Genomic DNA, 18,702 nt, shown 5'->3' on the forward strand with positions numbered 1-18,702 from the left:
TTACAAATCTTGAGCATTAGCAATTAATTCAGCTATGTCTAATACTTTAACCTGAGCTTCCTTTTCTTTGTTTTTAATACCATCCGTTAACATTGTATTACAGAACGGGCAACCCGCTGCAATAATATCCGGCTGTGTTTCTAAAGCATCTTCAGTACGCAAAACATTCACTTCTTTATTTCCCGGTTCAGCATCTTTAAACATTTGCGCGCCACCAGCTCCACAACATAATCCGTTTGCTTTAGAACGCTTCATTTCGACTAATTCAACATCTAATTTCTGAATTAAATCTCTAGGCGCTTCATATACTTTATTAGCTCTTCCTAAATAACAAGGATCATGGAAAGTAATTTTTTTACCCTTAAACTGACCTCCTTCAACAGTCAATCTTCCATCATCTATCAATGATTTTAAAAATTCTGTATGATGAATCACTTCATAGTTTCCACCTAATTCAGGATACTCATTTTTTAAAGTATTGAAACAATGCGGACAAGCCGTAACAATCTTTTTTGCTTCATATGCATTTAAAACCTCAATATTCATCATGGCTTGCATTTGAAACAAAAATTCATTTCCGGCCCGTTTTGCAGGATCTCCAGTACAACTCTCTTCAGTACCTAAAACTGCAAATGAAACATTGGTACGATTTAAAATACGCACAAATGCTTTGGTAATTTTTTTTGCTCTATCATCAAAACTTCCCGCACAACCTACCCAAAATAAAACTTCTGGCTGTGTTCCTTGGGCTAGCATTTCAGCCATTGTTGGCACTACTAAACTTTCTGACATCTTCTTATTTTGTTAAATCGGTTAATCGTTTATTTGGTTAATCGCTCCCTATGATAACCTTACTAAAAACCTTACTATTTTTATTATAATCAATTAAACGGTTAAACGATTAACCGTTTAAACAACATCTTAATTCTCGTTTTTCCAATTTAAACGATCCTGCTGGCTGTATTGCCATGGCGCTCCGTTGTTTTCTATATTAGTCATCATTGCATTAAGTGACATTGGAGCAGCACTTTGTTCCATAACCAAATAACGACGCATATCCATAATAATAGAAAGCGGACTAATATTTACTGGACATTCTTCAACGCAGGCATTGCATGAAGTACAAGCCCACAATTCTTCTGGCGTGATATAATCGTTTAACAGTGATTTGTTGTCTGGAACAAAAACACCTTTATTAGCATCAATATTTTTTCCAACTTCTGTCAAACGATCTCTTGTATCCATCATAATTTTACGAGGAGACAATTTTTTTCCTGTTTGATTTGCTGGACAAGATGAAGTACATCTTCCACATTCTGTACAGGTATAAGCATTCAAAAGCTGTACCCAGTTCAAATCCTGGACATCGCTTGCGCCAAATTTTGCTGGAGCAGCATTTTCGTCAACGGGAGCAGCTGCAAACGGATCAGCATTTGGATCCATCATCAACTTCACTTCTTTTGTAACCGATTCTAGATTATCAAACTGACCTTCTGGCTTCAAGTTTGCAAAATAAGTATTTGGAAAAGCCAAAAGAATATGCAAATGTTTTGAAAAGTATAAATAGTTCATAAAAACCAAAATACCAGCTATATGCAACCACCAAAACACTTCGAATAAAAGCCCTACCAATTCATTTGATGTCCCATTAAAAATTGGAGCTATAAATTGACTAATAGGATAACTTCCAGCTTTATGAAAATGAGAATACCCTCCTGGGACATTCTGCAAATGCAAATCAGAAGCATTCATCAACAAGAACAAAATCATCAAAATTGTCTCGAAATACAAAATATAATTTGCATCGCTTTTTGGAAATCCAGTCAAATCAGAATGTATAAAACGTTTTAATCTGATAAAATTTCTTCTTAGCCAAAAAACAGTAACTGAAAAAATTACAAGTATCGCCAAGATTTCAAATGAAGCAATCAATACATCATAAACTACTCCTAGATAAGGAGCAAAAACTCTATGTGTTCCGAAAAGCCCATCAATAATAATTTCAAGCAATTCGATATTAATAATTATGAAACCAACATATACAAAAATATGAAGTATTCCAGCAACAGGGCGTCTCACCATTTTTGACTGCCCTAGAGCAATCAATGCCATGTTTTTCCAACGAGCTTTAGGATTGTCTTTTCGATCTACATCAACTCCCAAATTAATGTTGCGGATGATTTTTTTTACGCTCGCTGTAAAAAAACCAAAACCAACTATAAGAAGTATGGCAAATAAAATATTATCTAAATAACTCATTTATAATTATTTTTTATCAGTTGAGTTTGTTTCTTCTGTAGGTGCTACGTAAGGCTTGTTTTTCTTTCCAAAAAGAGAAACATTTACATAACGAGTAGGATAAAGACGAAGGTCTTGAAGAAGTAATTCTAATTCTTTTGAAGTTTTAGCTAAATTATTATATAAAGCTTCATCATTCAATATTTTGCCTGCAGTTCCTTTTCCAGAATTTAAGTTTGTCATTAAAACATCAACTTTAGCTAAAGTTTGGTTTAAATTACGTACTGTTTTTCCTAAATCGGCTTTATTCAAGGAATCAGAAATTTTGCTAAAGTTGCCAGACATTTTATTCAAGTTAGTCACTACGCCATTGATCTGACCTTTATTAGTATCCAAAATTGAATTCAAACTTCCAGAAGCTTTGTGAAATTGTTCCATTGTCTGACTTAATTCAGCAATTGTTTTCTTCAAATTTTCTTGTGTGTTTTTATCTAAAGTATTGTTTAATCCTGTAACCAGATTATCAATATTCACAAGCATTTTTTCTAATTTAGCCTGAATTGGCTCAAGCTTTCCTCCTAAAGATTCTGTTAAACCAAGTTCAACAGCACCATTCAATGTCTGACCATCAACTGCTGGATCTTTATCAGCAAGATTTGGTACAATCTTAATTTGTTTTCCACCAATCAAACTTGGAGAATACAAAGCTGCTGTACTTGTTTTAGAAATTGGAAAATCCGTTTTAAGCTGAAGTTCAACTAATAATTTTCCTGTTGTTTCATTGATTGTAATTTTATTTACTTTACCAATTGCAAGTCCGTTTATAGTAACTGGCGCTGACGGTGCTAAATCCTCAACATTATCATACTCAACAAATAATGTTTTGTAATCTGTAAAAAGGTCTCTGCCTTTTAAAAAACTGTAGCCCCAAATAAATAATAAAATTGACGCGATGACTAAAATAGCCGTTTTAATTTCTCTTGTTAGTTTCAAAATTCTAAGTGTTTGTACAAAATTAATATAAATATTCGAACTTGTGACTATTATTTAGTAGCGTCTTGAATACTGATTTTTTCTCCATCTTTTGTAGCTGTCAAAAATGCAGCGCCATATCCTTTACTCTTAGCTTCTTGCAAATATTTCTTAGCCGCTTCATAATCTGAAGTTTCTTGATAGAAATATTTATATATATTATTTTCGTAAAGCATAGTCACATTTTTCAAACCTTTAAAGTTTTTAGGCTCTAAAGCAGTCTTTTTGATACTTGCTATAAGCTGCACTTTGTAGAAAGTTCCCTTTACTGCATTTTTTGCTGCCGTTGTAGGTTCAGCTGGTTTAGTTTTTTTAGGAGTCGAAGTATCTTTTGCAGGTCTCACCTCTGTCATTTCAGGTATTCCAGAACCAAAATATTCGCTTTTATAGCTTAAAATCGCATCTGCTATCGCTTTTGCAATATCATTTTGTCCTTCTTCAGAATTCAGAATATTTCCTTCTGTAGGATTTGACACAAAACCTGTTTCAACCAAAACTCTTGGCATATAAGCTTTATGAAGTACCATAAAAGGTGCTTGTTTCACACCACCTTGTCTCAATTTCTTTCCAAGTCTATCAAAATTGTCCTCGATTTTTGTAGCCAATGATATACTGTTATCCAAATATTCTTCTTGCATCAATGTCATTCCAATCATTGATTCTGGGGAATTTGGATCATAACCTTCATATTTACGTTTATAATCTTTTTCTAATGTAATTACCGAGTTCTCTTTTTTCGCAGCTTCAAGATTTGATGCAACTTTACTCAAACCCATTACATAGGTCTCTGTACCATCTGCAGCCGTATTTTTGTTCGCATTACAGTGAATTGAAACAAAAATATTAGAATTAGCTCTATTGGCAATATTGGCTCTTTCGACCAAATCAATGAAAACATCTGTTTTACGAGTATAAATGACATCAACATTTGGAGCCGCTTCTAATATTTTTCCAACTTTAAGCACAATCGCCAAAGCAATATTTTTTTCAATTCGGCCGCTGTAAACAGCTCCAAAGTCATGATCGCCATGTCCGGCGTCAAGAGTTACTTTAAAAACATTTGCCTGACTGTAAGCACAAAACGAAATTATAGTTAGAAAAAAACTAAATAATAGCCTAGTTTTGTTAAATATATTCATAAATCTAAAAGTTAATTTTAATAAAATGCAACTGCTATAATTTTCACAATTGATTATTTTTGCCAAAAAATTATATGTAAGTTTGACATGTCAAAAAACAAGCCATACTTTTACAAAAATAGCATTTAAACCTTTGCACACAAACTTATTTAATATCGTTTTAATATCATTTTTCCTAACTTTAGGATGTGGTAATGTATATTCGCAAGATATAAAATCCAAAAAAAAACCGTTACCAACTGTAAAACAAACAGATAAAGCTCCTACTGCCAAAACTGACACCGCAAAACAAACGGATCAAACTAGTTCTGTTAAAGTTGACACTATAAAAGTAGACAGCATCAAGCCTACAAAAACTTTTCTTGACGGAAAAGTTAGATATAAGGCCAAAGATTATGCTACAATCGATAAAAAGAAAAAACAGCTTACATTATATAATGAAGCCGAACTTTATTATAAGGATGTAGAATTAAAATCTGGAATTATTGTTTTGGATTACGGCAAAGACGAGGTTTATGCGGGAAGAATAAAAGATTCTGCTGGAGTTTTGACACAATATCCAAATTTCAAGCAAGGCTCAAATGAAGTGCAACCAGATTCGATCCGTTTTAACTTTAAAACAAAAAAAGCCTTAATATTCAACTCAAGAACAGAACAAGGCGAATTTAAAATCAAAGCTGCAGTTACAAAAAAAGAAAATGATTCTGTTTACTTTTTAAGAGGCGCGCGTTTCACTACTTCAACAGATGTTGACAATCCTGAATATTATTTCCAAACTAATAAAGTAAAATTTGTTCCCGGAAAAAAAGTAGTTACCGGATTAACAAATATGGTAATTGCGGACGTCCCTACTCCATTGGCTTTGCCATTTGCCTATTTTCCAATGAGTCAAGAAAAAAGCGTTTCAGGTATTATTATACCAAGTTACAACGACTCTAACACTAGAGGTTTTTCTTTGCAGAATATGGGGTATTATTTTGCCTTAAGCGACAATTATGATTTGACTGTTTTAGCAGATTATTACACGAATGGAAGTTACGCATTGCGATTTGAATCTTCGTACGCCGAAAGGTACAAATATCGAGGAAATGTGAATATTCGTTTCGAGAATCTGATCAGCAGCGAGAGAGGTTATCCTGATTACTCAAAGCAAAATATTTACAACATTCAGTGGTCGCATTCAAAAGACACGAAATCAAACCCAAATTCATCGTTTTCAGCATCTGTAAACATGGGTAGTAGTAAGTACTTCAAACAATCGATCAACCAAGCCAACATTGGGTCTAATTTGAATAATACTTTAAGTTCTTCGATTTCATATAACAAAACTTTCAATACTATTCCGCAAGCCAGAATAGCATTAACAGCGACGCACTCGCAAAACACACAAACAGAAGTCATCAATATGACTTTGCCATCTTTGCAGGCAAGTATTGACCGTATTTATCCTTTTGTTGGAAAAGATGGCATAAAAAAAGGTTTTATAAAAAATATCAACCTGCAATACAACTTAAGTGGAAAAAACAGTTTTGTAACTACCGATTCTTTATTTTTTAAACCGCAAATGTTTAAAGATGCGCAAATCGGAATGCAACATACAATTCCGTTGAGTACGAACTTTAAATTATTCAAATATTTTAGTGCCGGAATGGCAACAAATTACCAAGAAACTTGGGTAACTAAAACAATCAGTAGAAGTTACGACGAAGAACAAAGCAAAGTTGTTGATCAAACTGTAAATGGTTTTGACGCATTTAGAACTTATAATTTCAGCTCAAATTTAGGTACAACCATTTATGGTACTTTTAATTTTGGCTCAGATAAAAAAATTCAATCGATTCGTCACGTCATGCGCCCCTCTATTACGTATGCATATACACCAAGTTTTGAAAAATATTATGACACCTATGCCGTAGATGCCTCGGGTCGAATCACCACAGAATACACACGCTTTGAAAACGGTGTTTACGGAGCTCCTGGGAAAGAAAATTCAAACATTGTAGGTTTTGCATTGAGCAACACTTTTGAGGCAAAAGTAAGAGATCGTGACAGCACAAAAACAGAACCAAAAAAAATAATGCTACTAAACAACTTAAACTTCAGCACGAGTTATAATTTCAACGCTGACGGAAAGCAGACTTTAGCATGGCAACCTGTACTTGTATCTGGTGGAACACAATTTTTTGACAACAAAATGAATGTCAACTTTGGCGCCACCTTAGATCCTTATGCCATTGACAACTCGGGAACAAGAATAGACAAATACAACATCGATAACGGCGGAAGTTTATTTAGAATGACAAGCGCCAACGTAACACTAAATTACTCATTCTCCAACAAAGGCGGTGATAAAGAAAAAACCAATTCGCAAAGCCAACGAAACGGAGGTAGAAATGACGATTTATTTGGTACTAATACCGACTTGACAGATAGCAGAAACAGTCAATTTGCAAATGAAAAAGATGATGGCGAAGATGTTATAAGCGAATTTTTCAATTCAAAAATCCCATGGGATATGACCATGGCGTACTCATTGACTTATTCTAACGTAAATAGAGAAAGCAAAATCACAGGGAACTCTATTATGATTTCTGCCAATATGGATATAACACCCAAATGGAAAGGCGGAGTTTCTACAGGATACGATTTTGTACAAAAAGGAGTTACCTTTACTCAATTCCGTTTTGAAAGAGATCTATTAAGCTGGAGAATGGCTTTTAACTGGCAACCTTTAGGAACAAATTCTAACTGGAATTTCTTCATCGGAATTAAATCTGGTATGCTTAGCGATATCAAATGGAACAAACGAAGCGTTTCAAATCGATAAAAATTATTTAAGTCGTAAAGTCGAAAGTCATAAAGTCAAAAGTTTTTCTTTATGAGTATTTAAAAGTTTATGACTAACAGCTTGTCGCAAAAAATCAAACTTATACTTTTAATAAAACATATTGATTATGAAAAAAATCATCTTTACCGAAAAAGCACCGGCTCCAATAGGACCTTACAATCAAGCCGTTTTATCAGGAAACACACTTTATGCTTCCGGACAAATTGCAATCAATCCTGCTTCAGGAGAACTTGTAACTGATAACATAAATGACGAAACAAAACAAGTAATGGAAAATATCGCTGCTATTTTAGAAGCTGCAGGTATGACATTTGAAAACGTTGTAAAAGCATCTATCTTCATCATGGACATGAACAACTTTGGCGCAATTAACACAATTTACGGATCATATTTTAACGAAAAAACCGCTCCAGCACGTGAAACGGTTCAAGTGGCATGTTTGCCAAAAAATGTAAATGTTGAGATTTCTATAATTGCAGTGCAATAGCATTTAATAATAATTGTGCCGTTGCTTCATTTGTTGCCAGCGGCACATTATGCACATCACAAACACGAATCAACATATTAATATCAGCCTCATGGGGATGACTTGATAAAGGGTCTTTGAAAAAGAAAACCATCTTCGTTATTCCTTCTGCAACTCTCCCTGCGATTTGTGCATCACCTCCTAACGGGCCAGAAAGCATTCGTTGCGTCTTAAATCCTGCAGCTTCAGCTTTTCCTCCAGTAGTTCCGGTACCAATTAATCTAATTTTTTCATTGTGAAGGACATCGGCATTTTTAATCAAAAAATCAATTAAATCTGCTTTTTTACCATCATGAGCAATAATTGCAATTTCCATAAATCCAGAACTATTGGTTAGCAACATGATAAGCAATTAAACCATCAATAGGTCTTCTTAAAACGTTTCCTAATTTAAGTTCGTATTTATCGAATGTCTCTTGTAATTCATCTTTCAAATAAAATGCAATAGAACCTACAAAATGCACAGGAACTTCTTTACAGTTGTCAAACTGCTTAATGTAGTTTTTCACAAAAGACTTCATTCCTTTGAAAATGATTTTTCTGCAGAATTCAGTATCTTTATGCTTAATTAAAAACTTTGCATAAGTTGCTAAATAAGCATTTGGATTTGGCTCTTTATACAATTTGTTTTTAATAAAATCTGGATCAACGTCATACTCTTTTTCAAGTTCAACTGCCAATTCTTTAGGCATTTTATTAAAATAGTATTTTCTGATCAATTCTTTCCCAAAAACATTTCCACTGCAGTCATCCATTACAATATATCCTAATGACTGTACTTTTTGATGCAATACTTTTCCATCAAAATAGCTGCAGTTAGAGCCAGTTCCAAGAATCGAAACGATAGCTTCTTCACCTTTTGGAGTTGTTGCATAAACAGCAACATAAGTATCTTCCTGAACATCAACAATAGCATTTGTAAAATAATCCTGAAAGATTAATTTTAAAGCTTTTTTCATTCTGTCAGTACCACAACCTGCTCCATAAAAGAATAAATGTGTAGCTTCTTTTTTGTTTTGCAAAATATCAAAACGGTCATTTAATCTTTCAATGATTTCTGGACCATCAAGAATTTCAGGGTTCAACCCTAAAGTTTGTGTGGTGAACAATACTTTTCCATTATCATCAATCGCAATCCAATCTGCTTTAGTAGATCCACTATCAACTATTAATTTCATTTTATTTTTTTGTTTTTTGAGTTAGTTTTTCTTCATTTAAATAAAAAGTGTATTTTTTACATTAATTAAAGACGTAACAAAATAAGAAAATCCCGTTACTTTGAAATAACGGGATTTTGCAAAAATATATATTATTATTTTAAACCTGCAATATGTACAGATAAATCAATCAATTTGCTTGAGTATCCATACTCATTATCGTACCAAGAAACCAATTTGAAGAAAGTTGAATTCAAACCAATTCCTGCAGTAGCATCAACGATAGATGTTCTTTTGTCAGAAATGAAATCCTGAGAAACAACTGCATCTTCAGTATATCCTAAGATACCTTTTAATTCGTTTTCAGAAGCTTTTTTCAAAACTGCCATAATTTCTTCGTATGAAGTTTCTTTAGCAAGCTTAACAGTTAAATCTACTGTAGAAACGTCAGCAGTAGGAACACGGAAAGCCATACCAGTTAATTTTCCATTTAATGATGGAATAACTTTTCCAACCGCTTTTGCAGCACCTGTTGAAGAAGGAATGATATTAATTGCAGCAGCACGTCCACCTCTCCAGTCTTTTCTAGAAGGTCCGTCAGCAGTCATTTGAGTTGAAGTAGTTGCGTGAACAGTAGTCATTAAACCTTCAACGATTCCAAAATTATCATTGATAACTTTAGCTAATGGAGCTAAACAGTTTGTAGTACAAGAAGCGTTAGAAACAACTAAATCAGAAGCTTTTGCTGTTTCGTGGTTTACTCCCATTACAAACATTGGAGCATCAGCAGATGGAGCAGAAATGATAACTTTTTTAGCTCCTCCTTTTAAGTGTTCGCTTGCTGTTTCGATAGTTGTGAAGATACCAGTACATTCAGCTACTACATCAACATCAACTTCGTTCCATTTTAAGTCAGCTGGATTTCTCTCAGCAGTAATGCGGATGTTTCTTCCGTTTACATATAATTTTCCTTCTTTAACTTCAACAGTTCCGTTAAAACGACCGTGAACTGAATCATATTTTAATAAGTAAGCCAAGTGATCTACATCTAATAAATCATTAATCGCTACAACCTCTACATTATCTCTATTGAAAGACTCTCTAAAAACGATTCTTCCGATACGTCCAAATCCGTTTATTCCTAATTTTACTTTTGACATTTTACTAAATTTTTTGCTTTTGTTTTTATTACACTAATTTAAAAGTCTAATTTCCTCACAATAAACTTTCTTTCCTTTTAAACTTTTATTATTAGGTCGACATAATGTCTGACACTCTTAATAATTCTCTATCAATTTCTGATTTTCCTTTGATTGCCTGCTCAAGTGGTGTTAAAACTACTTTATCTTCCTTAAGACCAACCATATAGTTTGATTTTCCTTCTAATAAAGATTCTACTGCTTTTACTCCCAAACGGCTTGCCAGTACACGGTCAAAACAAGATGGAGAACCACCACGCTGCATGTGTCCTAAAACAGAAACTCTTACGTCGTACTCAGGCAAGTTAGCTTCAACGTAATCTTTCAATTCGAATACATTTTTACCAATTTTATCGCCTTCTGCAATAACAACTATACTAGATGATTTTCCTGATGCTTTACTTTTTTGAAGAGAGTCTAACAATCTATCTAGACCTAAATCTTCTTCAGGAATAAGGATTTCTTCAGCACCTGCTCCAATACCCGCATTAAGAGCAATATGCCCAGCATCTCTACCCATAACCTCTACAAAAAACAGACGATTGTGTGAGCTTGCTGTATCTCTGATCTTATCTATAGAATCTACAACTGTATTTAAAGCTGTATCATAGCCTAAAGTATGGCTTGTTCCATAGATATCATTATCAATTGTACCTGGAATTCCTATTACAGGAAAATCGTACTCTGAGTTAAAAATTAAACCTCCAGTAAAACTTCCGTCTCCACCGATAACCACTAGAGCATCAACTCCAGCTTTCAAAAGGTTTTCGTGAGCTTTTTTTCTACCTTCCGGTGTTCTAAAGTCAACAGAACGAGCCGATTTCAAGATCGTTCCTCCTTTATTTACAATATTGTTTACACTTCGAGGGCCCATTTCTTTAAAATCACCTTCGATCATTCCTTGATACCCTCTATAAATTCCTATGCATTCTATATTATGATAAGCGCATGTACGAACAACTGATCGTATTGCGGCATTCATTCCTGGCGAGTCTCCTCCTGAGGTAAGAACACCAACTTTTTTTATTGTTTTTGGCATTATTTAAGTATTAAGTTGTAAAATTAGCAAACATTCGGCACTTTTCAGGCTATGATTATCATAAAGTAATAAAATATGTTAAATTCAAACGTTTTCGTTAATAAGTTTTTTTAATGGCAAAAAATTCATTTAAAATAATAAAAGCCACTTATTTTAATTAAATCCATAAAATTAACAATACATTAGTGAAGTGTTACAAAATTGTGACAAGACTCCGTTTTTAGAAAAGTGTTTTAACCTCTAAATTTAAGCATAAAAAAAACCATTACGGAAATAATGGTTTTTTTTAACAATATCTTAAAAATCGTCGTTATCAGGAATTAGTCCTTGATTGTTGTTTACAGGTGGCGGTGGTTTCTTTTCTTCTTCCTTTTTCTCCGATTTCTTTTTATTCTTTTCAGCATCCTTTTTAGTTGTAAAATTGATGTAATCCGGATTTAAATACGAATCCTGCACATCATCAGAAGAACCTTTTTTAATGGTGCGCTCCAATTTATGACTCTTAAATAATTTATTTACCAATTCACTGAACGTATCAAAATCAACTTCATATGAGATACCTACACCTTGTGTATAACCAATTCCTTGTCCTATATAATTAATGTCATTTTCTTTATTGAACAATCTAAGATTCATCGAACCGTCTTCATTCACTCGGTACAGAATTTCAATATCTCCAACAATTGCCGATTCATTTACTCCTCCTACTGGCACTCCGACTTTTCCGTTGATTGAAATTTTTTCGTTAATCTGCGACGAAATATTAGCTACAAATTGCCCATCAGCTTCTTGCCCGATTCGTTTATCTGCAGAGATAAAATTCAAATCGATATTTACCTTATCATTATCAGATTTGATTATACCGCCCAATAAACTTGCTGCGGTTTCAGCAAATGTTCCAGACAAATCACTTTGATTAAATCCGTCAGGACTCATGAACGAACCAGTTGAAAGCAAATACAAAGCCTGTGTCTGACGAACATCCTTATCATCCAGTTTATATTGAATTTCCGATTTCAAAACACTGCTCACCGAAGGAAACTGAATATCAAAATTAGGATCTGGACTCGTCAAATCTCCCCTTAACCCAATAACAACTTCAACAGGTACTTTTTTATTAAAAGAAGAATTCTCCAATAGTACAGCAGGATTTGCAGATGTTTTGTAAACTGCTTCTAAATTCAGCTGTGCTTTCATTGGGTTTCCTTCCCAAATAATAGACCCTCCTTTTTTTACAGCGAATTTTTTATCAATCAAACCACCGTATTTAAAATTATAAGTTCCTTCATATGCCTGGAAATCCCCCCACATATTGAATTTACCGAGTGTATTAATTTTGAATAATAGCGCTCCATAACCTTTTCCTTTCATTCCATGACCAGAATTTCGATCCAAAATTACTTCTACCTCTGCATCTGGTGTAATATCAAAATCAAATTCTAACTCTAACCCGTTATAATTTCTGGTTTTTTCTACAATTCCGTTAGCCAAATTGTATTTTTCCTTTGGCGTGACAAAATGTATCCAACTGCTTTCGCCTACGCTTTGGGCGTTGCTTATAGGTATTTTTATTTCGGTTCCCTTTTCAGATTTTGCATCTACCTTAATAAACAATCCATCAGTAGGGCCTTTAATACTCGCTATTCCGTTTATGAATGCTGTTCCAAAATATGCCGCATCTTCACTATCCTTGGTATCGAGAGCCAGCAATCTTTTTGACGTTATTGTCAAATCGAGTTTCCAATCACCAAAATTATGATGCTCAATAGTCCCGTTCAACAATCCTTTTGTTTTGTATTTAGTATCTGTAAGTTGATTATTTCTAAATAAAAATTTCTCGTCTGTCAAATCAATTACAGTTCTATCGCTCAATTCATAATCTGTATTTAGGTATGGAATTGTCATTCCGGCCTTCTCAACATATAATCTTCCATTGATTTCTGGCTTTTTAAGATTCCCGACAACCGCCGCGTTTCCCGAAACTGAACCTCTCACATTCGAAATAACATCACCTCCTATGGTTCCTAATGTTGCTAAATTAAACCCTTCCAATTTTAAATTCAGATCCAAAAATGTTTCTTTATTTTCAATTGCAAAAGTTCCGTTTGCTTTAAACGATTCCGTAAAACCATTTTGAATCGAAGAATTAATTGTGAATTTCCTAAAACTTTCATCTCCAGAAATATCAAAATTCAACGTTCCTAATTCAGTTTCATTCATATTAAGATGGTCAATCTTAATAGATGCAGTTGGCTGATAAACATTTTTATTCTGTTTATAATTTACGCTTCCGTTTAAATTTCCATTAAAAACAAACTTTGAATTATATGGCGTTATTTTATTAATATCGACATCTTCAAAATTGAGGACGAGATCTTTATAATCGCTTCCCTTAATAATCCCATTCAAATCAATTTTCTGATTTTCATGTGACAACACAATATTATCAAAGTTGAAGTTTTTAAAATATTGATCAATAATAATCTGATTGTCTTTTTCTGCATCTTCATTCAAATACCAGATATAGTCTTTGAATTTCATTTCAGATTTTTTAATTCCTACGATATTGTTTTTGTTTTTGTCAATGGTATGAAACAAATCCAGATTAAAATAATCCTGCCCCTTATCGCCTCCTTTAAACTCTGAACGAACAAACAAAGTATCTTTTGAAGTTACATTGATTAAGTTAAAATCACGGATTTTATAATAAGGCGTTTTTATGCTATCCAATTCTATAAAAGCATTGTACAGCGTGTTTTTATTGTCAATATTGATTCGAATATTATCGAAGGTATTTTTATTAGCAGTGATTTTCTGAGATTTGAACCTGAATTTGAATTCTTGCAAATCAGAATCAATTTTTCCACGTACAACTGTCGATGAATCAATATTTACTTCTGGATAAAGCATTTCCACAACCTTGTCATATACATGAAAATTGAAACGCAAGAATTGGCCTTTTCTAACTTTATACGGTTTATAATTAGTATACAAACTTCCTACTGAATTCATAACCAATTTCCCCAATTGATCAAATCGAAATTTTCCAACTATTTTTCCGTTTACAACATCGGTAGAATTTACTGTAATAGTACGAAGCCTGTCGGCATCAAAACTTGAATTAACAGTTACTTCATCAAAAGCATAAGTATTTTTAGGATTTTTATAAACCGCGTCTTTTATAAAAATATTTCCTTGAAGATTTTCAAGTGAATTTCCTGAAACTTGAACTACGGCATCACCATTAAAATGAGAAATCGAATCCGATACAAATCGTAATTTGCGCAAATCGGCATTTTCTACATTAATATGAAAGTCGTATCTGTTCTCGCGTTTGCTCAAATCGACCAAACCGTCAAAAGTCAAACTTAAATTTGGATCATTTATAGAAACTTCTCCTTTATAATACGGCAGTTTAAAATTACCATTTACAGTTATATTATTATAGGTGTATTTATTATAATCTAATCTTGCAATATCACCTTTTATAATTGTATTCAAATATTTCTCTGTAAAACCTACTCCGTCTACATCGACATCTAATGTTGTTTTGCCAATATCTTTCCTGCCTAAAAGCACACCAACATTGAAATCATCCAAGATTATATTTCCTGAATAAGATGCTTTATCAATAAAGTCCATATTATTCAGATGAATATCAGCTTCGCCATTTCCTAAATCCGTCACCATTTTAAACTTAGCTTCCAAATCTGTCGTTGTGACTTTTGCTTTACCTACAATATTGAATTTTCCGATTTTTTGAAGTTCTTTTGGAAGTTTCTTTCCAAGTACATTCGGCAATAAAACAACTAAATTATCATAGCTTGAAATCAATTTGTCGAATTTCCCATCCATTGAAAACTTCTGCGTTTTATCGCCTAAAAGATTTTTGAAATTGATAGTACCAATAATTCCCGAACCGTTAGTATCACTCAATCGCAATCGGCGCAGGTTCAAGTTATTTAACGGACCATTTAATTTAGTACGGATTTTAAAATGCTGATTTTTGCCCAATCCGTCATAGAAATAACGAATATCATTTGAAGCAATCGAAGCTGAATCAATAGCAACATCAAATTTCACTCTATCGGTAAAATGAAGAAAATCTTCTACTTTATAATTCAAAATAGCATAACCATAAATTGACGATCTTTTGGTTTTTATGGCCAAATTTTCAACTTTAATCTGTTTTTTGGTATAGCTAAATTTTCCTGCGAAATTAGAGACATACAGACCACGATGATCCTGGAATGAAAATCTGTGGATGTTTGTGTTTACATCAGGCCCGTATAATTTAAAATCACTTATATAAGCATTCAACTTTGTGAATTCAAGGAATTTTGGCGTGTTTTTGTTTTCATCAATAACAGAAAAAAATCCTTTTGAAATGTAAGCGTTACGAGCAGTAAGCAAAAAGTGCTTTTTTGATTTTGAAGGTTTTCCAGTTTCAAAAAGCTTGACAAACTTATTAATATTGTTTTCGTCTTCGTTTTTGTAGGTTTTCAAATTAAAAATCAATCCCGTCAAACGAAGATCTCCAAAAATCAAATCGCCATCCATCAATCTTTTAAAGCTTAAAATATCAGTTGTAATGATTTCTGAAGCAATCATCACTTTTTTATGATGATCCAGAATTAAAACATCCTTCAGTTTTACACCTCCAAAAATATTGATTGCTACCTTACCTACCGTAATATTCGCATTAAAATCTTCTCGTAAAGAATCTGTAGCGTATCTCGCAATTTTTGTTTGTACGACAGGCAAAGACAGCGTGATAGCAACTACAAGCAAAAGTAAAATCAACCCAATTAGGGTTCTGGACACTATTTTCTTTACTCTTTTGATAGCTGTATTAATTTTAGTTTTCTTTTAATTTATTTTGAACAGACAAAGAACGGCTGTTTTTGATAAAAATTCTTTAATTTTGGCTTCTTCTTATAATCAAAGAAATTCAAAAATTTGATTCGTCAAATATAATTCAAAATTTGTGCCTTTATATGCAAAATTCAGAGGTTTTTATTCTTGCCATTGAAAGTTCTTGCGATGATACTGCAGCGGCAGTTCTACATAACGATAAAGTACTCTCAAATGTTGTTGCCAACCAGTTAATTCACAACCAATATGGCGGTGTAGTCCCAGAACTGGCTTCAAGAGCGCATCAACAAAATATTGTTCCGGTAATTGATGCTGCGCTTCGCAAAGCAAATATACGAAAAGAACAACTAAGCGCCATTGCTTTTACGCAAGGTCCAGGATTAATGGGCTCTTTGCTTGTTGGAGGCTCCTTCAGCAAATCATTGTCATTGGCTCTAAAAATTCCGCTTATTGCTGTAAATCATATGCATGCGCATATTTTAGCACATTTTATTGATGAAGAAGGCTTCGATAAACCTGAATTTCCATTTTTGGCCTTGACCATTAGTGGTGGACATACGCAAATCGTGAAAGTAAACAGCTTTTTTGATATGGAGATTATTGGCGAAACTACTGATGATGCTGTAGGAGAAGCTTTTGACAAAAGCGCCAAAATACTTGGACTACCTTATCCGGGTGGGCCTTTGATCGATAAATATGCTAAAGAAGGAAATCCAAAAGCTTTTCCGTTTACAAAACCAAAAGTTCCGGGATTAGATTTTAGTTTCTCTGGACTAAAAACAGCGATTTTATATTTTATACAGAAGAACAAATTAGAGAATCCAAATTTCATTGAAGAAAACCTTAATGACATTTGCGCTTCGATTCAGCATACGATTATTGAAATTTTGATGGACAAATTGAAATTAGCAGTAAAAGAAACCGGAATTAAACAAATCGCAATTGGCGGAGGAGTTTCTGCAAATTCTGGAATCAGAACAACTTTGAAAGAAAGCGAAAGCAGATATGGTTGGAAAACTTTTATTCCGAAATTTGAATATACTACCGATAATGCCGCAATGATCGGAATTGTAGGCTATCAAAAATATTTGTCAAATCGTTTTGAAGATGCATCTGTAGTTTCTAAAGCGCGAATTCAATTTTAAATCATGCAGTTATTTTATAATCCAGATATAGACGAAACAACCGAATCTTTTTCTTTTGACAAAGAAGAAAGCCGTCATATCATAAAAGTTTTGCGTAAGAAAGACTCCGACATTCTGCACGTTACCAATGGCAACGGATTATTATTTGAAACCGAAATTACGTTGGCTTCAGACAATAAATGTATTGTCGATGTACTTTCGATTCAAAAATCGCCTGAGCCAAAATTCTGCCTGCATTTAGCCGTTGCGCCAACCAAAATGAACGATCGTTTTGAATGGTTTTTAGAAAAAGCTACTGAAATTGGCATTCAAGAAATTACGCCTGTTTTTTGCGATCGTTCTGAAAGAAAAGCAATTAACGCAGACCGTTTTGAAAAAATCATTCTTTCAGCAATGAAACAATCAAACGAAACATTTTTGCCAAAATTAAACCCTGCAATTTCGTTTAAGGAGTTTATCAAACAAAAAAATACAGGCCTGCAATTCATTGCGCATTGCGAAGAAACCGATAAAAAATCGTTGAAAGAAAGCTTGAAACCAAATGAAAATGTAACCTTATTAATTGGTCCAGAAGGTGATTTTTCTGAAAAAGAAATTGCATTGGCAATCGAAAATAATTACAAGCCAGTTACATTAGGAAATACACGTTTGCGTACAGAAACTGCCGCAGTTGTAGCTTGCCATAGTGTTGTGTTTTTTAATGAAAGTTCAAATTAAAAATCTCTGTTTGATTAATTAACGCTACGTTTGTCATCTCGTTGAAGGAGAGGTCACAAACATAGCTCTACAAAGATTGGCGATATAGCTTGAGGAATTTCTAGTGTGATTTCTCCTTCGCCGAAATGACAAAACATATAATTATGAAAAAAATATTCTTGTTGTTTTTATTGATTTCAATCTCTTCTTTTTCACAAGAAATTGCTTTGTTAAAATACAGCGGTGGAGGCGATTGGTATGCCAATCCTACTTCATTGCCAAACTTGATTCGTTTTTGCAATTCAAACATCAATACGCGCATCAAAGCAAAACCTTCAACGGTCGAACCTAGCAATCCCGATCTTCTTTCCTATCCTTTTGTACATATGACGGGACACGGAAATGTGGTTTTCAGCGATTCAGATGTAACTAATTTGAGAAATTATCTTACTTCTGGCGGTTTTCTACATATTGATGACAATTATGGAATGGATCAATATATTCGAAAAGAAATAAAAAAAATTTTTCCCAATAATGATTTAATCGAAATTCCTGCAAATCATCCTATTTTTCAGAAACCTTTTTCTTTCCCTGGCGGATTACCCAAAATTCATGAACACGATGGCACTCGCCCGCAAGCTTTCGGCATTTTTGTTGAAAACAAATTGGTCTTGCTTTATACCTACGAATGTGACTTAGGCGACGGCTGGGAAGATCCTGAAGTTCATAATGATCCAGCCAATGTCCGCGATAAAGCCTTAAAAATGGGTGCCAACATCATCAATTATATTTTTACCAATTAATTCCA

At 33.6% G+C, this 18,702-nt stretch carries 14 protein-coding genes; 5 read left to right on the top strand and 9 right to left on the bottom strand.

The annotated features are described in order from the left end of the window. From H600_RS0118270 to H600_RS0118285, 4 genes are all read right to left on the bottom strand, one after another. A complete protein-coding gene (locus H600_RS0118270) occupies positions 1–792 on the bottom strand; it encodes a (Fe-S)-binding protein (protein ID WP_026730148.1) in 792 nt (263 codons plus the stop codon). Positions 793–921: 129 nt separating this feature from the next. Further along, positions 922–2,259, bottom strand: coding sequence for a 4Fe-4S dicluster domain-containing protein (locus H600_RS0118275; protein ID WP_026730149.1), 1,338 nt, complete (start codon positions 2,257–2,259; stop codon positions 922–924). Between the two features lie 6 nt (positions 2,260–2,265). After that, entirely contained in the window at positions 2,266–3,231 is a 966-nt protein-coding gene (locus tag H600_RS0118280; protein ID WP_026730150.1) for an MlaD family protein, read from the bottom strand. A gap of 50 nt (positions 3,232–3,281) precedes the next feature. Then, positions 3,282–4,409, bottom strand: a complete 1,128-nt coding sequence (locus H600_RS0118285) for an N-acetylmuramoyl-L-alanine amidase family protein (RefSeq protein WP_026730151.1) — start codon at positions 4,407–4,409, stop codon at positions 3,282–3,284. An 82-nt stretch (positions 4,410–4,491) separates the two neighbouring features. Here H600_RS0118285 and H600_RS0118290 point away from each other — a divergent pair, with 82 nt between their 5' ends. Beyond that, positions 4,492–7,236: a putative LPS assembly protein LptD gene (locus tag H600_RS0118290; RefSeq protein WP_026730152.1), complete on the top strand. Its 2,745-nt coding sequence runs from the start codon at positions 4,492–4,494 to the stop codon at positions 7,234–7,236. Positions 7,237–7,363: 127 nt separating this feature from the next. After that, positions 7,364–7,744 carry a RidA family protein gene (locus tag H600_RS0118295; RefSeq protein WP_026730153.1) on the top strand — a complete coding sequence of 127 codons (381 nt, stop codon included), beginning with the start codon at positions 7,364–7,366 and terminating at the stop codon, positions 7,742–7,744. On the opposite strand, the gene H600_RS0118300 is transcribed toward H600_RS0118295, so the two are convergent. The 5 genes from H600_RS0118300 to H600_RS0118320 form a co-directional block, all read right to left on the bottom strand. Next, the gene (locus H600_RS0118300) at positions 7,725–8,099 is read right to left on the bottom strand and encodes a methylglyoxal synthase (protein WP_026730154.1); all 375 of its coding nucleotides are present in this window, start codon (positions 8,097–8,099) and stop codon (positions 7,725–7,727) included. The two genes, H600_RS0118295 and H600_RS0118300, sit on opposite strands and share 20 nt — an antisense overlap. Before the next feature lie 10 nt (positions 8,100–8,109). Next, positions 8,110–8,961 (bottom strand): N-acetylglucosamine kinase, encoded by an 852-nt coding sequence (locus H600_RS0118305; protein ID WP_026730155.1) that lies wholly within the window; start codon positions 8,959–8,961, stop codon positions 8,110–8,112. 134 nt (positions 8,962–9,095) lie between these two features. Next, positions 9,096–10,100: a type I glyceraldehyde-3-phosphate dehydrogenase gene (gap, locus tag H600_RS0118310; protein ID WP_026730156.1), complete on the bottom strand. Its 1,005-nt coding sequence runs from the start codon at positions 10,098–10,100 to the stop codon at positions 9,096–9,098. A gap of 91 nt (positions 10,101–10,191) precedes the next feature. Next, positions 10,192–11,178, bottom strand: coding sequence for a 6-phosphofructokinase (gene pfkA, locus H600_RS0118315; RefSeq protein ID WP_026730157.1), 987 nt, complete (start codon positions 11,176–11,178; stop codon positions 10,192–10,194). A gap of 297 nt (positions 11,179–11,475) precedes the next feature. Further along, positions 11,476–16,002, bottom strand: a complete 4,527-nt coding sequence (locus tag H600_RS0118320) for a translocation/assembly module TamB domain-containing protein (protein WP_245176600.1) — start codon at positions 16,000–16,002, stop codon at positions 11,476–11,478. A gap of 173 nt (positions 16,003–16,175) precedes the next feature. Between H600_RS0118320 and tsaD the strand changes: the two genes are divergently transcribed. The 3 genes from tsaD (at position 16,176) to H600_RS0118340 (ending at position 18,697) form a co-directional block, all read left to right on the top strand. Further along, on the top strand, positions 16,176–17,198 hold the full coding sequence (gene tsaD / locus H600_RS0118330) for a tRNA (adenosine(37)-N6)-threonylcarbamoyltransferase complex transferase subunit TsaD (protein WP_026730159.1): 1,023 nt from the start codon (positions 16,176–16,178) through the stop codon (positions 17,196–17,198). A 3-nt stretch (positions 17,199–17,201) separates the two neighbouring features. Further along, entirely contained in the window at positions 17,202–17,915 is a 714-nt protein-coding gene (locus tag H600_RS0118335; RefSeq protein WP_026730160.1) for a 16S rRNA (uracil(1498)-N(3))-methyltransferase, read from the top strand. 143 nt (positions 17,916–18,058) lie between these two features. Then, entirely contained in the window at positions 18,059–18,697 is a 639-nt protein-coding gene (locus tag H600_RS0118340; protein ID WP_026730161.1) for a DUF4159 domain-containing protein, read from the top strand. Positions 18,698–18,702 lie beyond the last annotated feature (5 nt).

This window comes from Flavobacterium denitrificans DSM 15936, from assembly GCF_000425445.1.
GTDB lineage: Bacteria > Bacteroidota > Bacteroidia > Flavobacteriales > Flavobacteriaceae > Flavobacterium > Flavobacterium denitrificans.